Source organism: Methylobacillus methanolivorans (genome assembly GCF_044751345.1).
GTDB lineage: Bacteria > Pseudomonadota > Gammaproteobacteria > Burkholderiales > Methylophilaceae > Methylobacillus > Methylobacillus methanolivorans.
In genome coordinates this window covers 427,871-453,383 of the sequence record NZ_JBIWXY010000001.1, presented here as the reverse complement: position 1 = coordinate 453,383, position 25,513 = coordinate 427,871, and the positions used below count along the sequence as shown (strand labels likewise).

Genomic DNA, 25,513 nt, shown 5'->3' with positions numbered 1-25,513 from the left:
TATTTCCTTAATACAACCTGTTGTTAACTTAGTTGGAAGAGGCTACGTTCTTCGGGCCACCAAACTCCCAGCGCACGCCAATCCAGCCTGCACGTGGAGCACCTGGCGCACGTAGGCTCGCACGGTGATCATCGCCATCATCATACAGACCATTGGCTTGGAAGTAAGACTCCCCGATCATGCCGCCGCTACTGTACTCGCGATCAAAGATGTTGATGGCTTTTGCAAACAATTGCCAGCCATTACCAAAGTTGTAGCGTGTATCCAGGTTAACAACCGTATAACCGCCGAGCTTGGCACCCTCGCCTTGATCCTTATTATTCTCATTACCGTGAGAGAATTGATCAGAGAACATCAGGATGTTGGTACCTACGCTCCACTTTGGTGTAATAGCATATTCACCACGGAACTTCAGGCGATGCGCAGGGATACCAGCCAAGCGATTACCCTTGCGAACATGAATACCGTCCACATCAGCACCGCTGTCATCTTGGCCAATCACCTGCTTTGAGGTATTTACTTCGTTCACCAAAGTAAAGTCACTCTCATAGGTTGCCTTGATGTAGCTATAGCCAACATTCCAGTTGAATTGACCAGCATTGCCAAACAAGTTGGTATCAAGACCAAGGCGACGTGTCTTGCCTACATTGTCGAAATACCCCATGCCATTGGAAGCATTGGCATAAATGAACTGGATATCGTCATAGTTTTGCGCACGGTACGCACTGGCCGTCCAACCAACATTCTCTGCCAGGCTACCACGCAAACCAGCCTCATAGGTCTTGGCTACCACTTGCTTTAGCGGTGGATCACCAGCCATCGCATTTGGCAACTTGCAAGGCACATTTTCGTTTGCACAACCTAACTCAATCGCAGTCGGTGCACGGCTACCTTCGTTATAGGCACCATAGAATGTCCAATCCTTGCTTGGCGTGAAGTTCAAACCGATAGCTGGATTGATGCGATTGAAGCTGTGATCACCAGACAAGGACTCATCACCGCTAGAGATGAGATGGTCCGTATTCTCTACACGGGTATGGTTATAGCGTGCAGAAAGTGTCAGGTGCCATACATCGGTCAACGACACGGTATCTGTCGCAAATACGCTGTAAGTCTTGGTACGGCCAGTGAGGCTGACTTCATTTTCACCTTCTTCGCCAATGCCAGTTACCCCACGGCTATCGGTCAGATTACCTAACTCGGACTCTTGACTGAAGCGCGTCTTGCTTTGATCATAGCCAAAACCAACGATAAATTGGTTTTTCTTGTTCAACCAGTCCTGGTTAAAACTCAACTGTGTATTAAAGCCATAACTATCTTTACGTGCACGGCTGCGGTTTAACGCACCAGCACAAGCCTCATCATAGTCACTACCTGCAGTACTACAATCAGCCAGATAATTATTATCATCCACATCGTCATTGCCATCGCCATTTAGCGTACGTGTTCTGGATTGACGGTAGTAAACATTACCGCTCAGCATGACGTCATCGTTGAACCAATGCGAGCCTGTCAAGTTCAAGAATGAAAGTGTATTACGTGTCTGATCAGGACGGGTCAGGATGGTATCGCGGCCCAGTGTACGCAGCATTTCGGATGGTGTCAGACCGTTACCGATCATATCGTTGTCAGCGCCGGTGTAGCTCAGGTCGAGCTTGGTAGTTTCGTTCTGCCAACCCACCTTGGCAAACACTTGGCGTACATCAGTTGGGGAGTAATCACGCCAGCCATCTTCACGGAAGGAGTTAGCAGTGATGAAGAAGTCCACCGAGCCATCTTCGGATACACCACCGTATTCGACTGAACCTGTCTTGCGGCCCCAGGAACCAACACTGGCTTCAACAGCCGCACCCTGGTTATCACGACCACTCTTGGTTTGTATCGACAAGGCACCGCCCAAAGTATTCAGGCCGAACAATGGGTTAGAGCCTGGAATCAATGAGGTATTGGCAATCGCATTCACGGGAATCAAGTCCCAGCTCACCACGTCACCGAAAGGCTCATTGACACGCACTCCATCCACATAGACGGACAAGCCTTGTGGCGTACCCAGCAATGGAGATGCGGAATAGCCACGGAAGCTGACATCCGGCTGGAATGGGTTATTTTGGGTATCGTTGACATTGACACCGGCAATGTTGTTTTGCAGATAGTCTGCAATCGTGACACTACGCTGCTTTTTCAACTGGGGGCCAGTAATCAGCTGGATACCAGCAGGTACCTGCTCCAATGGCAAACCAAGTGATGGCAGTGGTGTGGTGCCTACGACATTGACCTTGTCAGTCGTAATGGCATCTGCAGCATGTGCCTGGAAACTGATACAGGCATTGGCTACCAGCACGGCAACCGTGCTCAGCCTCAAGCTCTCTCTCTTTAACATACAATCCTTCCATAGTAGTGATGATGGGCTGGTTTATTTTTTTTGGTCCAGCACCTCCATCTATCAAGTTTCATGCCTGATTTCAGCTGGATGGTAAGTGATTGTATTAATGGAACTCTATGCAGCATGGCGTAAGCATCGCATGTAAATTGGTTATATACAACCAATTTACATGGCTACATGCAACCACATTGGCTATATATAACCAATGTGGTTAGATGCTTTGCAACACAGCCCGAGGAGATAGATTGAGGAAGCGGCGCATACCAAACCACGCCGCAGCAGGCACCAACAGCGTAGCCAGCAGGATGACAAACATCACCCCCTGCACGTTGAAATGGTAGGGAATATTGAATACCTGGCTACTCAAGTAATACGCCATGATCGCTGCAGCCAATGTCGCCACCACTGCGGCCAATGCACCTATCATGGCAAACTCTGTCCAGAGTGATTGCACCACTTGCCGCCTGGAAGCGCCAAGCACACGCAACAAGGTCGCCTCCTTGACACGTTCTTCGCGAGTTGCCACTAAGGCGGCATACAGCACTGCCAAGCCGGTCAATACGCTAAAGGCAAACACATATTCCAATGCATGACTCATCTTGTTCATGATCTCGCGTACCTGATCAAGCAATGCCGCTACATCAATAATCGTCAAGTTGGGAAACTCCCTGACCAATTGATTGAGCAGTTGCTCATGCCCAGCAGCCAAATGAAAGCTGGTGATATGGCTAGCGGGATAGCCATCCAGCACACCGGGAGGTGTGACTGCGAAAAAATTCGCCCGCATGGTATCCCACTCCACTTTGCGTATGCTGCTGATTTCCAGCGCCAGCTTGGTGCCAGCCACATCATAAGTCAGCACATCCCCCAACTTGAGGTGCAAGTCTTTGGCGATCCCCTCCTCAAGCGAGAGCAAGGGTTTGCCATGTTCCAAAGGCTCCCACCAACGCCCCTCTAGCAATTGGTTATCCTGTTGCATCTCAGCGGCCCATGACAGGTTGAACTCACGCTCTGCCAGCCTGCGCGCCCTGTCATCCTGATACTCATCAAGATTAAGTGCCTTGCCGTTGATCTCCAGCAAGCGTGCGCGCACCATGGGAAATATTTCGACATGCTGCAAGTCATGGCGCTCAAAGAATTGCTTGATTGGGTTGATCTGATCTGGCTGTATATTGATGATGAAGCGGTTTGGCGCGTCTTCTGGCAAAGTTTGCTGCCAGCTCGACAACAAATCCCCGCGCACAATCGTCAGCAATATCAGTGCAGTAAGCCCCAAACTAAAGCCCACCACTTGAGCGATCACCAAGCCAGGCCTGCGCTTCAAGGCTGCCAAACCAAGCAACCAAGCACCTGTCACATTCTGTGGTAAGCGCGCCAACAAGCGTAGGCCCAACCAGGCGACCAAGGCAATAACCAACAACAATCCCAACAGGGCCAACAACACAATCACAGCTAGCTTTGCATGCCCAGCCTGCCAGAAAATCAAGGCAGCAAGCACCAATAGTGCGGGGATAAAATGCAGCCAATGTGCCTGATATTGTTCAGCGAGATCGCGACGCAGAATGCGCAGTGCAGGCACATCGCGGAGCCGGAGCAAATGTGGCCACACCACAGCCAGCATGGTGGCAAACCCGGCTGCCAGGCCTGCAAACGCAGGCACAACGCCGGGAGCAGGCAAAGTCTCGAGCAACAAGCGGCTAGCCAGCACAGCCAATCCTGCTTGGGCAGCAAAGCCAAGCAATACCCCTACCCCACTGCCCAATGCAGCGATCATCAAGGTCTGACTAATGAGGATACAGAGGATAAAGCGACGCGAAGCGCCAAAGCAGCGCATCAGGGCATAACCATCCAGGCTTTTTTGTACATAAGGCTGGCTAGCGAGAAACATGGCTACCATCGCCAAGATCACGCTCACCATGGCAGACAAGCCAAGGAATTGCTGGGCCTTTGCCATGGCGTTGCGCATTTCAGGCCGGGCATCGGTCACTTTCTGCGCCAACTCGCCGCGCGCAAGCTGAGGCTTGAGCCAGCTGGCGTAATCATCAATCGCCTCAGCCTCTCCAGCGAGCAACAATTGGTATTTGACCCGGCTACCGAACTGAATCAAGCCAGTGGAAGCCACATCTGCCATATTCATCATCAATCTCGGCGCAATGCTGAACATATCGCCGCCACGGGAAGGCTCGCGTTGCAGGATGGCAGACACCAGCAACTGTCGTTCACCAACCTCTAGTTGATCACCTATGTTCACCCCCAAACGGCTTGCAAGGCGAGGCTCTATCCAGATGCTACCCGGTGCTGGAATATCACGGGCGACTCCTCCGCCTGTCAGCATCAAGGCTGGTTCGACCTTGTGCTGCAATATCGTCAACTCACCACGCAAGGGAAAACCAGCCTCCACGGCTTTGATTTCCACTAACTGGCTATCGTCACCATAGAGCACCATGCTGGGAAACTCGGCCGTACGCGTCAATTGCAAGCCACGCTGATTGGCTTCAAGCGCATAGCGGTCAGGCATGGCATGATCTGCCGCGACCATGAGGTCACCGCCCAACAGCATCCCGCCTTGCCTGACCAAGGCAGATTCGATACGACTGGTAAAAAACCCTACCGAGGTGGTAGCGGCAACAGCAAGCACCAAGGCAAGCACCAGCACTCTCACCTCACCAGCGGCCCACTGGCTACGCAACTGTCGCCAAGCAATCAAGAAGGCCGTCATGCAGCATCCTCTTCATGCAATTGTCCATCATGCAGGCGTAAGCGTCGCTGGCAACGCATTGCCAGCTTCATATCGTGGGTAACGAGAATCAAGGTCGTGCCAGACGCAGCATTGAGGCTGAACAGCAACTCCACAATACGTTCACCGGTATGCTCATCAAGGTTACCCGTAGGCTCGTCGGCAAACAGGATGGCAGGCTGTGGAGCAAAGGCACGTGCAATCGCTACCCGCTGCTGCTCACCACCGGACAATTGGCGGGGATAATGCGAGAGGCGTTGCCCCAGCCCTACCCGTTCGAGAGCGGCAGTAGATTTCTCCCGAGCATCCTTGCGGCCAGCGAGTTGCAAGGGCAGCATGACGTTTTCTAGCGCAGTGAGAGATGGCAGTAACTGGAAGGATTGAAAAACGAAGCCCATGCTCCTGCCACGCACGGCAGCGCGACCATCTTCATCCAGATGACTGATCTCGGTGCCATTGATCAGCACTTTTCCATGACTTGGACTGTCCAACCCGGCAAGCAGGCTCAGCAAGGTTGATTTCCCTGACCCTGAGCTACCAATAATGGCGACCTTCTCACCGGCTTGTACCTGGAGCGAAAGCGCCTGCAAAATATCAAGCCTGCCAGCCCCGTTTTCTATATATTTATCGAGATTAACCGCCTCAACTGCCAAAGGTGTTTGCATCAATGATGTTCCGTTTCATATTGTTATTCAGTCTGGCTCTTACATGCTTCGGCAATGCAGCACATGCCGCGACTATCCTGGTATATGGCGATAGCCTGTCTGCGGCTTACGGCATACCTCGCGAACAAGGTTGGGTCAGCCTGCTGGCAAACCGTCTCAAGCAGCAGTATCCCAGCTATCAGGTCGTCAATGCCAGCATCAGCGGGGAAACCACCAACGGTGGTAATAGCCGCATCAAAGCAGCACTCCAGCAACACAAACCCGACATTGTCATTCTGGAACTGGGTGCCAATGATGGCCTGCGTGGACTGCCTATCGCTGGCATGCGCAATAACCTCACCAGCATGATCAAGGCCAGCCAAGCAGCAAAAGCGCAGCTCTTGCTGCTTGGCATGATAATCCCACCCAACTATGGCCCTAAATATACGCGAGAGTTCACCAGCAGCTACGCCACTCTGGCAAAAGAATACAAATTGCCGCTGGTTGATTTCCTGCTGGACGGTGTAGCTGGCAAGGCTGAATTGACGCAAGCCGACGGATTGCACCCTAACGCTGATGCCCAGGAGCGTATCCTGGACAATGTCTGGAAGCAACTCAAGCCCATGCTCAAGACAGTGAAATAGCGGCGGCGCTATTAGCCCAGCCTACGTTGGCTTATACAATCGCTTGTACAATCATGGCATGATGACACCTGGCTGCAGAGGCTGCCAATCCAGCAGCAGCCCATGCTCGCCAGGCTGTGCTTGCCAGCCTGCGGCCACACCAAAGCCAGGCACCATGACCAATTCATCCTCCAGATAGATCAAGGGCATACGATCCCGCAACCAGGGAGCAATATTGAACTCTTGGGAAAGCTGCTTGATGGTGCGCGTTGGTCGCCGCGCATCTGGCTTGAAGCGCTCGCCCCCGCTACGGTAGCGTATGGTCAAGCTGCGCCCTTGTAGCCTGGAGAGTGCCAGCCCAGCTGTTACATCATATCGAGCCAGCAATTCGCCATTGGCAGGTAGCCTTAAGCTTTGCTCACCTTGCCATTGCAAAGGGGTCAATGCTGCTAATGGTGGCTCTACACTCAGATAAGCCCCCCCCTGATAACGCCGCAGATAAGTGCACTCATGCACTTGCACCTTCAGCAACGCCTTATCTCCCGCATGGCATAACTGATGCAGCATCTCCTGCAATCGTGGAATACCGGGCATTGGCAAGCCATAAGAGGCCAGCCACCAACGCAACAGATTGCGCGCACGCTGATCAGACAAAGTGCTCAAGCTGGCCACTTGGATATTGCCATCAACCATCACGGCATCAGCATCAATCACTGCCAGTTCATCAAGCAAGATCATGGCCTCGGCTATATGTGCTGCTGAGCGAGCCAAGGTGCTCTTTACTGCGGGATAACGCTGCTCCAGCAAGGGGATGATCTCATGACGGCAAAAATTCCTGTCATAGCGCGTATCAAGGTTGCTTTCGTCCTCTATCCATTGCAGGCCTACCAGCTTGGCATAAGCCTCAATCTCGCTACGGGGGACATCCATTAACGGACGCAACAAACGACGGGGCGCATCGTGCATCGCCATCCCGGCTAAACCTTTGGCACCAGCACCTCGTAGCAATTGCAGCAGCAAGGTTTCTGCCTGGTCATCCTGGTGATGTGCCAGCAAGACATAATCCGCAGGATGCGCCAACAAGGCGGCGTACCGCGCACGCCTTGCGCTTGCCTCTATACCCAGGCCTGACTGCCGTTCAACATCCACACGGGCACAATGAAATGGCACATCCAGCTTTTCGCACTCTGTTGCACAAAACACTGCCCAATCATCGGCATTCGGGCTGAGGCCATGATGGACATGCATAGCCTCCAGCACAATATTGTGGCTAGGTCTGGCTTCTGCCAGTAGTTGCAAGAGCACTCGAGAATCCAGGCCCCCGCTGAAAGCGAGCAGCAAGCGCTGCCCAGGCTGGGTATGAAGTGAGAGGAAACGATGGAAGCAGCGCACCAACTCGGGCAAGCCGGTGGGCATAACTACAGACTCACGTGAATGGAGGGGCTGCCCTCCATTCACGGATAATGATTTATTTGACAGGGACTTCCTTGAACTTGCCATAGCTCATGAGGCGCTCATGACGTGCCTCCAGCAAGTGATCAACCGACTTGACCTGCAAATGGGCAAGTTCGTCAGCCAAGACGCGACGCAAATTCTGCATCATGTCCTCTGGCGCACGGTGTGCACCACCCATGGGTTCAGGCACGATGCGATCTACCAGGCCCAGGGTCTTGAGGCGCGTCGCCGTGATGCCCAAGGTTTCTGCCGCTTCAGAGGCCTTGTCTGCGCTCTTCCACAGAATAGAAGCGCATCCTTCGGGCGAAATCACGGAATAAGTGGAATATTGCAGCATCATGAGATGATCAACCACACCCAGCGCCAATGCACCGCCAGAGCCACCTTCGCCGATAATGACACCGATAATCGGCACGGTCAGCTCAGCCATCACATAGAGATTACGGGCAATCGCCTCGGACTGGCCACGCTCTTCGGCACCGATGCCTGGATAAGCACCTGGGGTATCGATCAGCGTGATGATGGGCAACCTGAATTTCTCAGCCAGGCGATAAAGACGCAAAGCCTTGCGATAACCCTCTGGACGCGGCATACCAAAATTGCGGTATTGACGCTCCTTCACGTCACGGCCTTTCTGGTGACCGATCACCATGACCGGATGGCCCTCGAAGCGGGCAAGACCACCCACGATAGCAGGATCATCGGAAAAAGCACGATCCCCGTGTAGCTCTTCAAAATCAGTGAAGATGCCACGGATGTAGTCCAGAGTATAAGGCCGCTGTGGGTGGCGCGCCACCTGGGAAATCTGCCAGGCAGTCAGCTTGGCATAGATATCCTTGGTCAGTGTTTTGTTCTTCTGCTGCAAGCGCTCAATCTCTTCCGAGATATCCAGTGCGGAGTCATCCTGCACGTAGCGAAGCTCTTCAATCTTGGCTTCCAACTCGGCTATCGGTTGCTCGAAGTCGAGGAAGCTGGTTTTTACGTTGTTGGTTTTGGCGTTCATAGGGCGTCAATTATAAAGTATTTTCACGTTTTCATCGCTGAGCCATCCTTTCAGCCCATGCAATAATTCATCCTGCAATTCCACACGCCAGGCATCACCCAGCATCAGCTCTACCTGTGCCTGCTGGTTATGGTAGGCAATCTTCACGGCACAACCCCGCTTGGCTTCCGGCGTGCTCGATGAACAATAAGGTGCTAGCAAACCGCGTAGCTTATCGGCATCGGATTGACCATTGCAGCTCAACTTGAGCAAGTTGGCGTACATATTGCGCGCACCGGCGATATCGGTAACACGACGCGCATTTACACGCACGCCTCCCGAAAAATCGTCGTGGCTGACCCGGCCTTCCACAATAAGAAGCTGGTCTTCCTTGATCAAGGAGGCACTCTCTTGCAGCACCTCGCCACTCACCACGATATCCACGCGCCCTGCCATATCATCCAGAGTGACAATCGCCATCTTGCCACGGCCAGTCATGCGCACACGTACACCCATGACGACACCAGCTAGCAACTGTGCCTGGTCGCTGGGCTTGAGGTTAGAAAGATTCTGGCGTACGAAAGTCGCAACTTCCTTCTGGTAATCCGCATAAGGATGTCCGCTGAAATAAAAGCCCAGTGCGGTCTTTTCTTCCTGCAAGCGCTGCTTTTCTGGCCAGGGTGGCGTTTCCGGCAACACATGTGCAGCGCTATCAATGATGGAGCCAAACAGGCTATCCTGCCCACTCGCCGCCCCGCTCTGCTCCGCAGCACTGATGGCTAAGCTAACACCAGCAAGCAAGGCTGCTCGGTTGGGTTCGAGCTTGTCAAATGCGCCAGCCCGGATCAACGATTCGATCACGCGACGATTGACCTTGCGCAAGTCCAGGCGACTACAGAAATCGAATAGATCCTTGAAGTCCCCACCCTCCTGGCGAGCGGCGAGTATCAGCTCAATCGCGGCCCAACCTGTGCCCTTGATCGCACCCAGGCCATAGATAATCTGCTTGGCATTGATCGGCTTGAAGCGGTACTCACTGGTATTAATATCTGGCGGCAACACCTCAAGGCCATTGACAACGCAATCGTCATAGAACAAATGGACATTATCAGTATTGTTCATATCCGCCGACATAGTGGCGGCAAGGAAGGCAGCTGGATAATGCGCCTTGAGGAAGGCGGTATGGTAAGCCACCAGCGCATAAGCCGCAGCATGTGACTTATTGAAGCCGTAGCTCGCGAACTTTTCCATCAAATCAAAAAGCTCACCCGCCTGTTTCTCCGGGGTACCGTTCTTGACAGCGCCTTCCACGAAAATACTGCGCTGTTGCGCCATTTCCTCAGGCTTTTTCTTACCCATCGCGCGACGCAGCAAATCCGCGCCACCCAGGCTATAGCCTGCGACCACCTGGGCAATCTGCATCACCTGCTCCTGATAGACCATGATGCCATAGGTCTCTTTCAAGATAGGCTCGGTTGCAGCATGTGGATACTCCACGCGTTGCAGGCCATGCTTGCGGCGGCAGAAATCCGGGATCAGGTCCATCGGGCCTGGGCGATACAACGCCACTAGCGCAATAATGTCTTCAAAGACATCCGGCTTGGCCTGCTTCAGCATGTCCTTCATGCCGCGCGATTCCAGCTGGAACACGGCCGTGGTATTGGCCGCCTTGAGCAGTTGGTAACTTGCCTTGTCATCAATCGGCAAGGTCTCGAAGCTCAGCGGCTCCTGGCCTTTTTCTGCGCGTTGCAGGTTGGCACTTTCCAGCGCCATGTCGAGAATGGTCAGCGTGCGCAAGCCCAGGAAGTCGAACTTGACCAGCCCCACGGCCTCGACGTCATCTTTGTCGTACTGGCTAACCACGCTCTCGCCACCAGCCTGGCAATACACCGGTGAAAAATCGGAAATCTTGCCTGGGGAAATCAGTACCCCACCCGCATGCATACCGATATTGCGGGTCAGGCCTTCCAGCCTCAATGCCAGCTCCAGCAGCTCGCCAACCTCTTCTTCCTGTTCGCGGCGCTCCTTGAGCTGAGGCTCTTTTTCCAAGGCATCGCTGAGGCTGATCCCCAACTCGTTAGGAATAAGCTTTGCCACGCTATCGACGAAGTTGAATGGCAGGTCCAGCACCCGACCCACATCACGGATCACGGCCTTGGCGGCCATGGTACCGAAGGTGGCAATTTGTGACACCGAATCCAGGCCATACTTATGCTTCACGTAATCAATGACGCGGTCGCGGCCTTCCTGGCAGAAGTCGATATCGAAGTCGGGCATCGAAACCCGTTCTGGGTTAAGGAAGCGCTCGAACAGCAGTGCATACTGCATGGGGTCGAGGTCGGTAATCCCTAAACTGTAAGCGACCAGCGAGCCAGCACCCGAACCCCGGCCCGGCCCCACTGGCACGCCATTATTCTTGGCCCAGTTGATGAAGTCCGCCACGATGAGGAAGTAGCCTGGGAACCCCATCTGGATAATAATATTGGTCTCAAACTCCAGGCGTGCTTCATATTCCGCACGCTTGGCCTCGCGCCTGGTCTCGTCCGGATACAACACCTTGAGGCGTTCTTCCAAACCTAGCTTGGCTTGAACCACCAGATATTCATCCAGGCTCTCACCATTCGGTGTGGGAAATTGTGGCAGGTAATTCTTGCCCAAGGTCAGGGTGAGATTGCAGCGCTTGGCAATTTCCACGCTGTTCGCCAGCGCCTCGGGAATATCAGCGAACAATTCCGCCATCTGTGCCTGGGTCTTGAAATATTGCTCGGCAGTGAATACCTTGGGGCGACGCTTATCTGCCAGCACATAGCCTTCTGCAATACAGACGCGGGCCTCGTGCGCCTTGAAATCATCAGGCGTCATAAACTGCACTGGATGCGTCGCGACGACAGGAAGCTCCAAGTCGCTGGCCAAGGCCAATGCACTGGCAATATAGGCCTCCTGCTGCGCATGCCCGGCACGCTGCAACTCGATGTAGAAGCGCTGCGGGAACAACGCTGCCCATTGTTCTGCCAGCACTTTTGCCTGGGCCAGATTGCCTTGCAATAATGCCTGGCCAATATCGCCACTCATGGCTCCTGAAAGCAGGATCAGGCCTTCCGCATTTTCATGCAGCCATTCACGCTTGACCTCCGCACGTCCACGATACTGATTTTGCAAAAAGGCGCGGCTCAACAGCTCGCATAGGCGCAAGTAGCCAGCATGGGTATGGCATAGCAGGAGCAGGCGGTATGGCTGATCACGCTTGGATTCGTTCTCCAGCCAGATATCAGCACCAATGAGTGGCTTGATACCCTTGCCGCGGGATGATTTATAGAACTTGACCGCACCAAACAGATTGTTCAGGTCAGTCAATGCCAAGGCAGGCATTTGGTCTGCCACCGCCTGCTTGACGTAATCGCCAATGCGCACGGTGCCATCGACCACGGAATACTCGCTATGGCAGCGCAGATGGATGAATGAGGGATTCGACATACTGCGCCAATTTTACCTGATTCGGGCTGTCTTGATGTCATGAGATTGCATCAACGACCAGAAAGCGTAGTGGTCAATAGACCAGTTTCAACCCAGCAACTGGCGCAATGTCGCCGCCAGCTCGTCCTCCTGTACCGGTTTGCCAAAGAAGGCATTCACCCCCAGATTTTTGGCCAGCGCCTGGTGCTTTTCTGCGGTGCGCGAGCTGACGATGATTAATGGTATGTCGCGTGTCCGCTCATCGTCGCGCACATTGCGCGCCAGCTCAAAGCCATCCATACGTGGCATCTCGATATCTGTCAGGATCACGGCGGGCAGGGTTTGCTGCATCGCCTGGATCGCCTCCATGCCATCCTTAGCGGTTACGACTTCATAGCCTTCACGCTCAAGGAAGCGCCCCAATACCTTGCGCATCGTCAAGGAATCATCCACCAGCAATGCCAGTGGCTTGCCAAGCGGGAGGGGCTTGTCAGCCGTGATGGCAAGATGAAGGCTACCTGCCGACAAGGCTTCGCGATTGGCAAGCTGCAATGGGTTGATAATAAAGACAATGCTACCATCCCCTAGCACCGTTGCTCCCATCAAGCCTGGGACACGTGCCAGTTGCGGGCCAATGTGCTTCATCACCACTTCCTGGTTGCCTAGGATGTCGTCCACATGCAAGGCAATGCGGTATTGGCCACTACGCAACAACATCACTGGGGTATAACGCTGGTTTTCTGCAGCCGCTTGCATATCGCCACACAATCGACCCAGGAAAGAAATCGGGTAGTCATGACCAGACCAGCTTAACCTGCCATCGGCATAGGCAGCGCTTAAGACATCAGGCTTGAGTTTAACTACCTGCTCTACCAAGGCTGCAGGTAGGGCAAATTGGCGACTGCCATACCTGACCAGCACCGCCTGTGCGACGGAAAGCGTCACAGGCAAATAAATGCTGAACAGGGTACCAGTACCCTGGGTGCTATTGACATCAATACGCCCGCCCAGTGAGGTAATATCGCTACGCACCACATCCAGCCCTACTCCACGGCCTGAGATTTGTGACACAGTGAGAGCGGTGGTAAAGCCAGGCTCAAAAATCAATGCCAACAAGGCCTGATCGCTAACCTCTTGCTCCGCATGTAAGAGATGCTGCGCCAGCGCACGTTCACGTACCTGCCCCAGGTCTACCCCGGCGCCATCATCGCTCACCGTAAGCAAGATTTCATCATGCTCCTGGCGTACCTTGAGTGTAATCTTGCCTATCGGCGACTTGCCTTGCTTGCGCCGCGCTTCCGGTATTTCTATGCCATGCGCCACCGCATTGCGCAGGATATGCTCGATGGCGGCCCCCATGCGATCAAGCACGCTACGGTCAATCTCGGTATCAGCCCCCAGCAACGCCAACTCAACCTGCTTATCAAGTTCGCGGGCAGTTTGGCGTACGATGCGATGCAAACGCTCCGTCATCAACGAAAATGGCACACGACGTATGTTCATCAGGCCATATTGCAGGTCTCGACTCATGCGCGCCTGCTGCTGCAAAGCAGCATCGCTCTCATCAAGGTTACGCACCAAGCCCTGCTGAATGGTGGAAACGTCATTGACGCTTTCCGCCATCATGCGGGTCAGCTCCTGCAAACGGGTGAAGCGGTCAAACTCGAGCGGATCGAATGCCTCATTCGACTCTTGCAACAAGGTCATGCGCGATTGCAACTGGCTTTCCGCCTCAATCTCCAGCTCACGCAGGTAGCCACGCAAACGCTGCACACTTTCTGTCAAATCCTGCGAAGATTGCTTGAATGCCTGCATTTCACGCTCCAGGCGTGACCGCGCGATACTGACTTCACCAGCTTCGTTAATCAGTCCATCCAGCATTTCGGCACGCAAACGCAAGTATTGCGTACGGCGATCCAGCCCGGTACGTTGCGCAAGCGACTGCCTGCCTGTCACCAGCGTGGTTTGTCCGCCCAAAGCTTCTTCCAGCAAGCCTCCCACATGGTCCAGGCCATCGAACATCTCGGCAAAGTCGTCAGGCTGCGGTGATTGCCTCAAGGCTCGCATCACCATATCTTCCATGCCATGCACGGCATCGGCCAATGCACCCTGCCCGGCCATGCGGGCGCTACCTTTGAGCGTATGCAGTGCGCGCTGCAACATATCAGGATGCTCGGCTTCATGCGGATAGGCCTGCCAGGCACGCAACTCACTCCCTATCATTGGCATGAGGTCGCTGGCCTCTTCAACAAACAAGGCAAAAAGCTCTTGGTCTACCGCTTGCTGCGCAGTGGGAACAACATCCTCTAATGCCTCAACCTCAGCTTGCTCTGGCAAAGATGCAGTATCCGCGACAGCCACACCTAGATCAGGCTCTTGTGCCTGCTCTATCAAGTTGCTGACCTTAGCCTCTGCTTCCAACAGGCTAGCCATCACATCTTCAGTCTTGGCGAGTCGTGGCGCCAATGGCACCACATTGCTACCGGTACTGGCATCAATCGAAGGAATCACTGCATCTGCGGCAGCTTTCTTCAGGACGCGCAGCAAGGCAGTAGCCGCACGCGACTGCTTACGCTCACGCGCCTTATCCAACATTTTTTCCAGCGCATTCACCGTATTATCTAGCAAGGTAACGGTTTGCTCCGTCCAATTACCCTGATGCACATCCAGCCAATGCTCCAGTGCACGAGAAAGATCGGATAATGCCTTGAAACCCGTGGAACCAGCATTACTAGCCAGAGTATGCGCTGCCCGGCAGGTATCTTGATCTGGAGCCTGCACTGGCTCGCTACGATGCAATACCACTTGCAACCAATCCTGTAGTTGCTCCAGATGCTGCCCAGCCTCCTGCAGGAACACTTCGAACAAGGCGCGACTGATCTTGCGTGTGCCGGCAATCAGGACTTCTTCGGCTTGTTCACCGACCTGATCTTCAGACAAGCTGGATGCCAACTCATCTGCACGCGCCTGCCACAGCGTGTCCTCCACAAGCTGGTGTGAATTCTTGCGCAAGGCTTCTACCCAGCCTGCGAATGCAGCGGTTGAATCCTCGATAAATGCCATCATGGCGCTGCTCGGCGTGAACCTGCTTTCAATCACGCGATTGAGTAAGGTCTCGACAATCGCCGCCACATTACCAATATCCAGTAGGCCAACCGTACGACCACTGCCTTTGAGGGTATGAAATCCACGCCGCACCTCGACTAAGGCCTGGTGGTTCGTCGCATTGATGCGCAAGGCCTGCAAGTGTTGCGCCACACTTGCCAATACTTCCTCTGCCTCTGTCAGGTAAATATCCAGCAGCTCATCATCGGGCAAGTTGGTAGCAAATGCCTGGGGAGCAGGCATAACGACCGTGTCAGCAGGCCGGGTATCAACACCTTCACCATGCACAGCCTTTAAGCGCACCAAGGCATCCTCAAGTGCCAAGGTACCACTAACCCTATGCGGATACTGCTCAACATACATGCCAACCAAGCTCAGGCTATCTGCCAGTGCCTCGAACACGTCCTGTCGAGTTTCCACTTGGCGGCTTTGCAGTCCTAACACCACTTGCTGCGCCGATTGCGCCAGCGCTTTCACTTCTGGCATTTCCAAGATATCCAGCGCACTGACTACTTGCTGCAATGGCATGGTCGCCTGCGCTAATGAATCAAGCGCTTCTGGCTGACGGAAATAGGCATCCAAGGCTTGTTCTATTGCTTGCAGAGAGGCTGCGGTCTCACGGGCCAATGCCTGTTGTGCCGCTTGTTGCACTGCAGGTGCTGGTGCCAATTCCGGCAACTGCCCTTGTGCCAAGGCTTGCAAGCGTTGTTGCTGCATGTGCATATCAAACTCGGCCTGCTCGCTTTGCTGGCCATAATCCTGCAAGGCATCAGACAACAAGGTCAAGGCAGAGGCAACCTCGACCAGGGCCACCTCTTGCTGAGGATGCGGTCCTTTCTGCAAGACAGACGTCAATTCATACACCGCGGCAAATAGCGCCTTCACCGGCGCATTCGATAGTGCAGGATAGGTATTAAGGATACCGGCAAAACGGGTCATGAACTCATGGAGTACACTTTCTCCCGCATCCGCACGCGCCCACAATTCAATGAGCGCCTCGAGCGCAATCCGACATTGCTTAATGTATTGCTGCTCTTCGACATCAGGCACAAAAGTCGCAGCCTTGGGAATCAAGGCATCCAGCTCAAACAACGACTTGACCTGGGCAATGCGCTCGTGAGCGAGGGTACTGGTAGCAATAAAATACAAAAGATCACGCAACAGGACACTAGCCGGACGGCTGGTGCCTTCACTACTGGAGCGCAACTCCTGATCCAGGCGGCGACACAGTCGCTTGACACCGGCATCGTGCCGGTGCGATTCCTCCGTCATGGTCTCGATGAATGCCATCGCCACCCACCACAAGGTTTTTTGGGCGGCCTGGGCATGCACCTGTTGCACGCGGTCCAGCGCAGCCACCATTTCCTGCAAGGCTTGCTCATCACCCTTCAGCCAGGCAAGCAAGGATTTCTGGAACTGGGCTCGTTGTTCCTTGAGGGTTGCCAATACGGCCTGCGGCTCCAATGCCTCGGTAGGGATATCGCGCGGCAGGCGCTGGCTGGTGTCAGGGAAAAATAACTCGGAGTCTTCCAACGCCTCGCCATGCAAGGCCGCCAACTGCTGCAATGGGCGCGATAAGCGCAACGGTTGGTCTGGCTCCCCATTCATCAGATCCTGCAAATATTGCTGCAAATGCAGGATGGCATGCTTGAGCACATCAAGGTATTCAGGCTCAAAAGCAAGTTCGGCATTCTCGAGCTTGGAAACTATGCTTTCAATTTCGTTGCAATAGCGCTTGCAGCCCTCCAAGCCCACCATGTCGAGCGCACCATTGACTTGGTAAAGATGGGTCTTGGCAAAACGCAAGGGCGACAAATCCCCAGGATTGGCACTTAAGGCTGCTAACTGTAGCAATACCTGCTCCAAAGCCTGGTCTATTTCACCCTTGACCCAACTCAGCGGGCCGATGTCGAAATCTTCCACCAATCTATCCTAGTTGAGCTTAAAACCCGCCACCGAAGCACGCAACTCCTCAGCAAGGCTAGTAAGCTGGCCAATAGAGTTGGCTGTTTTTCTAGTTCCATCTGAAGTTTGAGATGTAATACTATGAATCTGCTGCATATTTAAACTTACCGTTGCAGCCGCTTTGGTCTGGGCTTCAGTCGCATGCGAGATTTCCTCAATCAAGCGGGCCAGGTTATTGGTCACATTCTCAATCTCCCCCAGCGCCTTACCGGCAGCATCAGACAGACGCGCACCTTCCACCACGCCCTCCGTGCTTTTCTCCATCGCCGCCACGGCACTGTTGGTATCAGTCTGAATTGTCTTCACAATCGCGCCAATCTGCTTGGTCGCCTCGGAAGAACGCTCGGCAAGACGCTGCACCTCTTCCGCCACCACGGTAAACCCACGGCCTGCCTCACCGGCAGAAGCTGCCTGGATGGCAGCGTTCAATGCCAAAATATTCGTCTGCTCGGTAATATCGGAAATCAAGTCCACAATTTCGCTAATCTCTTGCGAGCTCTCACCTAGGCGCTTGATACGTTTTGAGGTTTCCTGAATCTGTGTGCGGATTTCATTCATGCCAACAATCGTGTTCTGTACCGCCCTCGTTCCTTGGTTGGTGGCATCCAGCGAGCGCCGCGCCACGTCAGAAGCCTCTTCCGCATTACTCGACACCTGCATGATGGACTGGGTCATATGGTTAACAGCTTCGCCTGTTTCCGTAATCTGTTGCGACTGCAACTCTGCAGCATTCAGGAGCGCACTTGAGGTTTCCTGCGCCTGGGCCGTGGCCTGGTTCACCTGCTCAGTCGCACGGTTGATCTCGGTCACCAGGTCCCGCAGGCTATCTATCGTGTAGTTAATCGAGTCGGCAATCGCGCCAGTGATGTTTTCAGCCACTTCCGCTTTTACCGTCAGGTCACCATCCGCCAGGTCACCCATTTCATCCAGCAGGTTAAGGATGGCTTCCTGATTATTCAGGTTAGTCTGCTCAATTTCCTCAAAGCGGCCACGGGCACTACCCACCTGCTGATAACCAATACGTACCAGCAATGCCAATGCCAGGAGGCCGGACACCACGGATAAGGCCAACCACCAGCCAGCCTTGCCTTGTTCCAGGTAAGCCTGCCAGGCCTGGTGTGTCGCCTGCACCGTCAAATCGCTTGCGGTCGCAAGCTGCCCTATGCCGCCAGATGAAGATACCTGTGCACGCAAATCAGCCCAGGCTTCATCCAACTGGTTCAGCTGTTGATTCACCTCTGCAGTTTCCAGCAAGGCAGATTGCTGCAAGTCATGTAACTGTGTGAGATGAGCGGAAGCCTGCTCCAGGGTAGTAGCGATGCGGCCTGTGGCAGTTGCATCGCCTCCAGCGCTCAGCGCAGCATCGCGAGCAACTTGCTGCGCTTCTACTTTCAGGTTGGTGACAAGATCAGTGAATTGATGATTACGCGCGACTTGTAGCTGATTCAGCAACAGTCCCAACAAAGCCAGCACCAAGGCCAATAGTAAAGCACCCAACACGCCCCGACTGGTCTTGCCTACCTCAGGAAGCACCTGATCAGCGACCTTCCTCCTACCCAACAGATTCCTGAATATTGCAAAGTTCAATGCCATATTTGTCTCCCGCTTTCTGTCAGGCAGCGACCTGCAGAAATTCTTTTTTCTCAAGAATGAGGGCTATATCCAGCACCTCCCATTGATAATGCTGCTGATCCTCATAACGCCCTGCCACATGGGACGGCACATCCGCCACCATGTTCAGCAGCTTGAACTCATCCAGGCTACGCAGGCCAGCGAGGCTATCGATGAGAAAACCAGCATTGATGCCAAAATCACCATGCACAATTAACACACGACTTTCAACGGTGATCACGGCAGCCTGCTGGCTTACCCCCAGAAACCTTGCCAGATCAGTGATCGCATAGAGATTGCCACGAATATTCGCCATTCCCATAAACCAAGGCTGCACCAATGGCACAGCTTGGATTGTCGGCACGGGCAACACTTCGCTGATGTCGCGCAAATCCAGTAGATACCGCTCACTACCAGCATACACAGCCAACCTGGAGCGATTCGCTTCTGGCTCTGCAGTCACCTGTTGCAGGCGTTCGAGGATACCTTGCTGATAGGCTTGGAGATTGAGCCTGGATTTAGCCACCTCAGCCTAGCTCCGCAATCTTGGTCAGTAGTTCATCGGCATCCACCGGCTTGATCACACAGTCCTTGGCACCTTGCCGCAATGCCCACATGCGGTCAGTTGCTTGCTCCTTGCCAGTGCAAACGATCACGGGGATATGCGCGGTGGCAGGGTTCTTGGATAAGGCTCGCGTCGCCTGAAAGCCATTCAAGCGAGGCATGACCACGTCCATCAACACCAGGTCAGGCATGGCAATACTCACTTTATCCAGACAATCCTGACCATCTTCCGCTGTACTCACCTCAAAACCAGCTTTTTGCAATAACTCGCTTAAATACAAGCGATCAGTTGCTGAATCATCTACCACCAGGATTTTCTTGATCGTCATTTACTCTTGTTCCGTTGTTAATGCACCTGGGCTGAGCTTGTAATGGCGCACTGCGTCCAACAAGGCATTCTGGGTAAAAGGCTTGGTCAGATATTGATCAGATCCCGCCATGCGTCCGCGGGCACGGTCAAACAAGCCATCCTTGCTGGAAAGCATAATCACGGGAATGGATTTGAAACGCGCATTGCGCTTGATCAGGGAGCAAGTCTGGTAGCCATCAAGGCGCGGCATCATGATGTCGACAAAAATGACATCTGGCAGGTGGTCCGCGATCTTGGACAAGGCATCAAAGCCATCCTCGGCCAGAAACACGGTACACCCTGATTGCTTCAGGAAAATCTCGGCGCTCCTACGAATGGTGTGACTGTCGTCAATCACCATCACTTTCACACCTGATAGATCCGTTTCCCCCACCCTTTATCCCCTGTATTGACAGGCTGCATTGAGCAGCAGGCTTGTTCTTGGCGCTCAAGGCGAGCGCCGGATTTTCGTACCATTCTATCTATAGACTTCTAGGCCGTGCAATACTGGCGACACAAAAAGCAGGTTGTCAATCTGCAGACAAAAAGGTTAAATAACCTGCTGCAATCAGGCATGATGACTTGATTAGTCATCTGCATAGTCGCACAAAACAACAATAACCAGAAGCGTCGCGCCCACAAGCCGCGGCATTTAGGGAACGGAGATCATGTTAGTCAGACAGGAAGCCCTCACGGCGAAGATGAGCATCAAGGATTTGCCCTCATCATCGCCACTACCCAATGCCAACCTGGTATTGGTATTTGGCTCAGTCAGGCGATTCGGCGATGCCAAGCTGCCAGCCCAACTCAAGGAGCGCTACCCGTCTGCCCAGATCGTCGGCTGTACGACCTCAGGTGAAATTGGCCCACACGGCGTCAGCGACGACAGCCTGCAAATTACCGCCATCGCATGGGATAAAACCATGCAACGCGTAACCTACGCCCGTGCCAACAATATGCAGAGCTCTGCCGATACCGCCGTCAACCTGGCCAAACAACTGAAGTCAGAAAGCCTGCGCACTGTGTTGCTATTCTCTGACGGCCTGCACATCAATGGCTCCGAGTTGTTACAAGGCTTTCAGAGCGTGTTGGGTGATATTCCTATCGTTGGCGGCATGGCAGGTGACAATGCCGAATTCTCCAGAACCCTGCAACTCCTCAACGACAGCGTAGAAGAAGGGCTGGTAATTGCTATCGGACTATATGGCGATCATTTGATTACCGCTAGCGGCGCACTCGGTGGCTGGAAACCTTATGGCCCGCCACGCAAGATCACTAAGTCGGAAAAAAACGTCGTCTACGAAATGGATGGCAAACCTGCGTTGCCGCTTTACCGCATGTATATCGGCGAGCAAAACGCCAAGACCTTACCCGGCTCTGGCCTACGCTTCCCGTTTGCCGTGATTGAAGAAGGCAAGCGTGAAGTAGAAAAAGTGCGCACCCTACTTTCAATCGACGCATCCAAGAATAGCCTGACCTTTGCTGGCAACGTGGAAGAAGGCGAAACTGTGCGCCTCTGCCAGACCACACATGACCGCTTGGTGGAAGGTGCAGGAGGCGCTGCCAAACTGGTCACTGGCAACTTGAACACCAATCAGCCCGGCCTAGCCTTGTGTGTCAGCTGCGTCGGGCGCAAACTGGTGATGGCCGACCAGATCGCCGATGAAATTCATGCGGTACAACAAACACTGGGTAACCAGACCGTATTGACCGGCTTTTACTCTTATGGGGAATTCTGTCCGCGGCCCAATACCACGGACAATGTGCTGCATAACCAGACCATGACCATAGGCTACTTGAGCGAAGCCATATGATGGCGAAGCTTGAGTGATCGTGAAACTTTGATGCAAGGTCAGGCATCCAACCTCACTTAAACCAGATAGAAAAGGACTATATTGATGGCAACCGTCACCCTCAAAGGCAACCCAGTACAGATCGGCGGCAACCTGCCACAGCCAGGCGCAACCGCTCCCGACTTTCAGCTGGCAGATGCCAAGCGCAACCTAGTTGGTCTGGCTGAATTTGCTGGCAAGCGCAAGGTATTGAACATTTTCCCTAGTATTGATACGCCAACCTGCGCCACTTCCGTACGCACCTTCAACAAGCAGGCCAGTGGCATCGCCAACACCGTGGTCTTGTGCATTTCTGCTGACCTGCCATTTGCGCAAAGCCGTTTTTGCGGTGCTGAAGGCCTGGAAAATGTCGTGACCCTATCTACTTTCCGTGATACCGCCAAGTTCTCCAAGGATTACGGCGTACAGATCGCTGATAGCAGCCTGGCTGGCTTGACCGCACGCGCTGTCGTCGTGCTGGACGAAAACAACAAGGTACTGCACAGTGAACTGGTTTCCGAGATCGCCAACGAACCAAATTACGACGCTGCCCTGGCTGCGCTGTAACGCCCACTCCGCTCAGCCGTGGCTCGAGCCACGGCTGACTGTTTTTAGCCTCAAGCTCCTCGCTTGTACAAACGCTCAAGCAAATGCCAATCCTGTCGGCAACTCTTCGGGCTGGCGATGCATCTGGTAACCCATCCATAAACTATTGGCAATCTTGCCAGCCATCAACTCGGCCTGCGCCTGCAAGGCACGGTTAGGCTGTTCGGCTAGTGTTTGATGAAACAAAGACAGCCAGTGCTCGAACAATTCCGCACTCAAATCCGGCAAGGCGATATGCTTGGGCATAGGGGTCCCCGAGAACCGGCGGCTGCCCAACAAGATCGCACACCAGAAATCCACTAGCTTGTTCAGGTGAGTATCCCAATCTTGTATATGCCCATTGAATATCGGCCCTAGAAGCGCGTCCTGACGGACGGTGGTATAAAAAGTATCCACCAGCGACTTGATTTCATCTTCGGTACAGATTGCATGTTGACTCATTGCCTTCTCCTTCTTACTGACACGCTGATAAACATCTCCATTGTTTCATTAAATATACAACAATAAGGCAAAAAAACAACCCGGGATAACAACAAAGGTTGCCAGACCGGGTTTTGTTTATATTATCATGACAGGCAACTTATGGTGCCAGGCATTTGCTCACCACCTCAAACACATCTCTAGAAAGCTTGGGGGTATCCATGATGGCTTGCAACGCCTGCTGCATGTGTGCCTGCAACACTGGCGTGTAGCGCTTCCATTCGCGGAAAGGCGTTACTTGGCGTGAAGCGATCTGCGGGTTAATGGCATTCAGTTCAATAATGGCATCCCTGAGCAAGGCATAGCCTTGACCACTAGCGTCGTGGAATTTCACAGGGTTATTCACGGCAAACGCTGAATACAAAGCTCGCACGCGATTCGGGTTGCGGATATTGAACTCAGGATGCTGGCGCAAGCTGGCAAAGTCCGCGAAGATGCTGTCACGATTCGCAATGGCCTGTAGCGAGAACCACTTATCCACCACAAGTTGGTAACCCTTGAAGCGCTCGTAAAAATCAGCAAACACTTCATCGCGTTGTGGCTGCTGGCTATCAGCCAAGCTGGATAAGGCTGCTACGCGATCGGTCATATTGTCGGCCTGATCGTAATGCGCCTTGCCACGTGCAGCACAACCCGTGCCGTTGGTCACCGTCAGTAGCTCCAGCAAGGTATTACGCAAGGCGCGACGCCCCATCGCGGCAGGTGAAATGGAGAATGCCCCTGCACTGTGATGATGCTCATACAGCTTTGCCAACGTATCCTTATGGGCACGCTTGATCGCCTTGAGCAAGCTTCCACGGGCATGATCAATCGCGGCCGGATCCACCACCTCTTGTGCTTGCGCAATCACTGCGATAGATGGCAACGACAACGCACGAGCCAACAGCGCCTTGTCTACGTTATCATGCGTGCCCTGCGCTATCAAAACGCCGAAATCATCAACGAATTGCGTGGTATCGCTGGCAGGGTCGGCAATCAAGCGCTGGATGGTACGCAGTGCAATGGTTTGCCCGGCTTCCCATTTGTTGAATCCATCCGTATCCCTCAACTGCAACAAGCGCAAGTCATCGTCACTCAGGTCACTACTCAGCTTCACTGGGGCAGAGAAGCCACGCAAGATGGAAGGCACAGGGCGCGCGGCCACATCATTAAACGTAAAACTCTGCTCACGCTCCGTCATCTCCAGCACTTGGGTGGCATGCGTTTCCTCACCCGCTTCGTTGAGCAAGCCAACGGCTACTGGAATCAGCAAAGGCTGCTTATCCTTTTGCCCAGGTGTATCCGGCTGTGATTGCTTGAATGTGAGGGTATATTGCTTGGCCTCGGCATTGTAACGACCACTAGCCTGCAAACTAGGCGTGCCAGCCTGCTTGTACCAGCGGAAGAACTGCGACATATCGCGCCCCGAAGCATCGGCCATGCATTGCACAAAATCATTGATAGTAACGGCATGACCATCATAGCGATCGAAATAGAGATCGGTCGCCTGACGGTATTGTTGCGCCCCCAGCAAGGTATGCTGCATGCGAATCAGCTCAGACCCTTTCTCATAAATGGTCATGGTGTAAAAATTGCTGATTTCGATAAAATGATCCGGCTGCACCGAGTGCGCCAGCGGGCTCGCATCTTCAGGGAATTGCAGCCTGCGCAACTGATCCACATCATCAATGCGCTGCACCGCACGTGAGTTCATATCGGCGCTGAACTCCTGGTCACGGAATACGGTGAGACCCTCTTTGAGGGAGAGCTGAAACCAATCGCGGCAGGTGACACGGTTACCGGTCCAGTTATGGAAATACTCATGCGCGATCACCGCCTCAACGCTGATGAAATCGCTGTCGGTTGCCGTTTCCTGGTGTGCCAGCACCAGCTTGGTGTTGAAGATGTTGAGCGAGGTATTTTCCATCGCGCCCATATTGAAGTCGCTGACAGCCACGATATTGAAGAGATCCAGTGCATATTCCCGGCCATATTTTTCCTCATCCCACTTCATCGCCTTTTTCAGCGAAGCCATGGCATGGTCGCACTGTCCCTCATCGCCTTTCCTGACATAGATGTGCAAATCAACATCACGGCCAGATTGCGTGGCGAAACGATCAGCAATCCTGACCAAATCACCCGCCACCAAGGCAAACAGGTAACAAGGCTTGGGGAATGGATCATGCCACTCGGTAAAATGCCGCCCCGCCTCAACTTCACCTGAAGCCACCAGATTGCCATTGGAAAGCAACACCGGATAGCGCGCTTTATCCGCCTCGATGCGCACAGAGAAAACGCTCAAGACATCTGGCCTATCCTGGAAGTAAGTAATCCGGCGGAAGCCTTCAGCCTCGCATTGCGTGCAGAAAGTACCCTGGGATTTATATAAACCTTCCAGCGCGGTATTAGTTTCAGGGTGGATTTCAGTGGTAATGGTGAGCGTGAAACTGTCTCCAGGCTGGTCAATGATCAGCCTGCCCTCTTCCAAGAGATAACCATCAAACGGCTTGCCATCAAGCTCCACAGAGATAATGGCCTGATCCTGGCCGTTAAGCACTAATCGCGTTGAGCTTGCGTCTGCTGCCTTGAGGTAAGTCACCTCCGACCTGACAATGGTTTTATCCTCGAACAATGCAAACTTGAGGCTGATATGCGATGCCTGGTAAGGCGCGGGAGTGTAATCCTTGAGGTAAATCGTATTGGGAGCGGCTTGGGTATCTGGAGGCATAAACAGGCGTTTCTTGG

The 25,513-nt window shown here is 53.6% G+C and carries 16 protein-coding genes; 3 read left to right on the top strand and 13 right to left on the bottom strand.

Features of this window, described 5'->3' with window-relative positions:
- Nucleotides 1–28 precede the first annotated feature (28 nt).
- The 3 genes from ACIKP9_RS02130 to ACIKP9_RS02120 form a co-directional block, all read right to left on the bottom strand.
- Nucleotides 29–2,380: a TonB-dependent receptor gene (locus ACIKP9_RS02130; RefSeq protein ID WP_400878679.1), complete on the bottom strand. Its 2,352-nt coding sequence runs from the start codon at nucleotides 2,378–2,380 to the stop codon at nucleotides 29–31.
- 214 nt (nucleotides 2,381–2,594) lie between these two features.
- On the bottom strand, nucleotides 2,595–5,102 hold the full coding sequence (locus tag ACIKP9_RS02125) for an ABC transporter permease (RefSeq protein ID WP_400878676.1): 2,508 nt from the start codon (nucleotides 5,100–5,102) through the stop codon (nucleotides 2,595–2,597).
- A complete protein-coding gene (locus ACIKP9_RS02120) occupies nucleotides 5,099–5,785 on the bottom strand; it encodes an ABC transporter ATP-binding protein (RefSeq protein WP_400878673.1) in 687 nt (228 codons plus the stop codon). The genes ACIKP9_RS02125 and ACIKP9_RS02120 overlap by 4 nt, the downstream gene beginning before the upstream one ends.
- A gap of 2 nt (nucleotides 5,786–5,787) precedes the next feature.
- Between ACIKP9_RS02120 and ACIKP9_RS02115 the strand changes: the two genes are divergently transcribed.
- The gene (locus ACIKP9_RS02115; RefSeq protein ID WP_400878670.1) at nucleotides 5,788–6,408 is read left to right on the top strand and encodes an arylesterase; all 621 of its coding nucleotides are present in this window, start codon (nucleotides 5,788–5,790) and stop codon (nucleotides 6,406–6,408) included.
- 51 nt (nucleotides 6,409–6,459) lie between these two features.
- On the opposite strand, the gene tilS is transcribed toward ACIKP9_RS02115, so the two are convergent.
- From tilS to ACIKP9_RS02075, 8 genes are all read right to left on the bottom strand, one after another.
- A complete protein-coding gene (gene tilS, locus ACIKP9_RS02110; RefSeq protein WP_400878667.1) occupies nucleotides 6,460–7,803 on the bottom strand; it encodes a tRNA lysidine(34) synthetase TilS in 1,344 nt (447 codons plus the stop codon).
- 52 nt (nucleotides 7,804–7,855) lie between these two features.
- The gene (locus tag ACIKP9_RS02105; RefSeq protein ID WP_400878664.1) at nucleotides 7,856–8,845 is read right to left on the bottom strand and encodes an acetyl-CoA carboxylase carboxyltransferase subunit alpha; all 990 of its coding nucleotides are present in this window, start codon (nucleotides 8,843–8,845) and stop codon (nucleotides 7,856–7,858) included.
- A 6-nt stretch (nucleotides 8,846–8,851) separates the two neighbouring features.
- Nucleotides 8,852–12,298, bottom strand: a complete 3,447-nt coding sequence (gene dnaE / locus ACIKP9_RS02100; protein WP_400878661.1) for a DNA polymerase III subunit alpha — start codon at nucleotides 12,296–12,298, stop codon at nucleotides 8,852–8,854.
- Nucleotides 12,299–12,385: 87 nt separating this feature from the next.
- Entirely contained in the window at nucleotides 12,386–17,305 is a 4,920-nt protein-coding gene (locus tag ACIKP9_RS02095; protein ID WP_400878658.1) for a hybrid sensor histidine kinase/response regulator, read from the bottom strand.
- Between the two features lie 9 nt (nucleotides 17,306–17,314).
- Complete coding sequence (locus ACIKP9_RS02090) at nucleotides 17,315–18,940, bottom strand: methyl-accepting chemotaxis protein (RefSeq protein ID WP_400878655.1); 1,626 nt, start codon at nucleotides 18,938–18,940, stop codon at nucleotides 17,315–17,317.
- A gap of 19 nt (nucleotides 18,941–18,959) precedes the next feature.
- Nucleotides 18,960–19,484: a chemotaxis protein CheW gene (locus ACIKP9_RS02085; RefSeq protein WP_400878652.1), complete on the bottom strand. Its 525-nt coding sequence runs from the start codon at nucleotides 19,482–19,484 to the stop codon at nucleotides 18,960–18,962.
- A 1-nt stretch (nucleotide 19,485) separates the two neighbouring features.
- Complete coding sequence (locus tag ACIKP9_RS02080) at nucleotides 19,486–19,851, bottom strand: response regulator (protein ID WP_400878649.1); 366 nt, start codon at nucleotides 19,849–19,851, stop codon at nucleotides 19,486–19,488.
- Nucleotides 19,852–20,232 (bottom strand): response regulator, encoded by a 381-nt coding sequence (locus tag ACIKP9_RS02075; protein ID WP_230347005.1) that lies wholly within the window; start codon nucleotides 20,230–20,232, stop codon nucleotides 19,852–19,854.
- A 307-nt stretch (nucleotides 20,233–20,539) separates the two neighbouring features.
- Between ACIKP9_RS02075 and ACIKP9_RS02070 the strand changes: the two genes are divergently transcribed.
- Nucleotides 20,540–21,685, top strand: a complete 1,146-nt coding sequence (locus tag ACIKP9_RS02070) for an FIST signal transduction protein (protein WP_400878646.1) — start codon at nucleotides 20,540–20,542, stop codon at nucleotides 21,683–21,685.
- An 84-nt stretch (nucleotides 21,686–21,769) separates the two neighbouring features.
- Nucleotides 21,770–22,270, top strand: a complete 501-nt coding sequence (tpx, locus tag ACIKP9_RS02065) for a thiol peroxidase (RefSeq protein ID WP_400878643.1) — start codon at nucleotides 21,770–21,772, stop codon at nucleotides 22,268–22,270.
- Nucleotides 22,271–22,345: 75 nt separating this feature from the next.
- Here the strand turns inward: tpx and ACIKP9_RS02060 are convergent, their stop codons facing one another.
- Both ACIKP9_RS02060 and pepN read right to left on the bottom strand, forming a co-directional pair.
- Entirely contained in the window at nucleotides 22,346–22,750 is a 405-nt protein-coding gene (locus ACIKP9_RS02060) for a group III truncated hemoglobin (RefSeq protein WP_400878640.1), read from the bottom strand.
- A 139-nt stretch (nucleotides 22,751–22,889) separates the two neighbouring features.
- The gene (gene pepN / locus ACIKP9_RS02055) at nucleotides 22,890–25,496 is read right to left on the bottom strand and encodes an aminopeptidase N (protein WP_400878637.1); all 2,607 of its coding nucleotides are present in this window, start codon (nucleotides 25,494–25,496) and stop codon (nucleotides 22,890–22,892) included.
- Nucleotides 25,497–25,513: the final 17 nt, after the last annotated feature.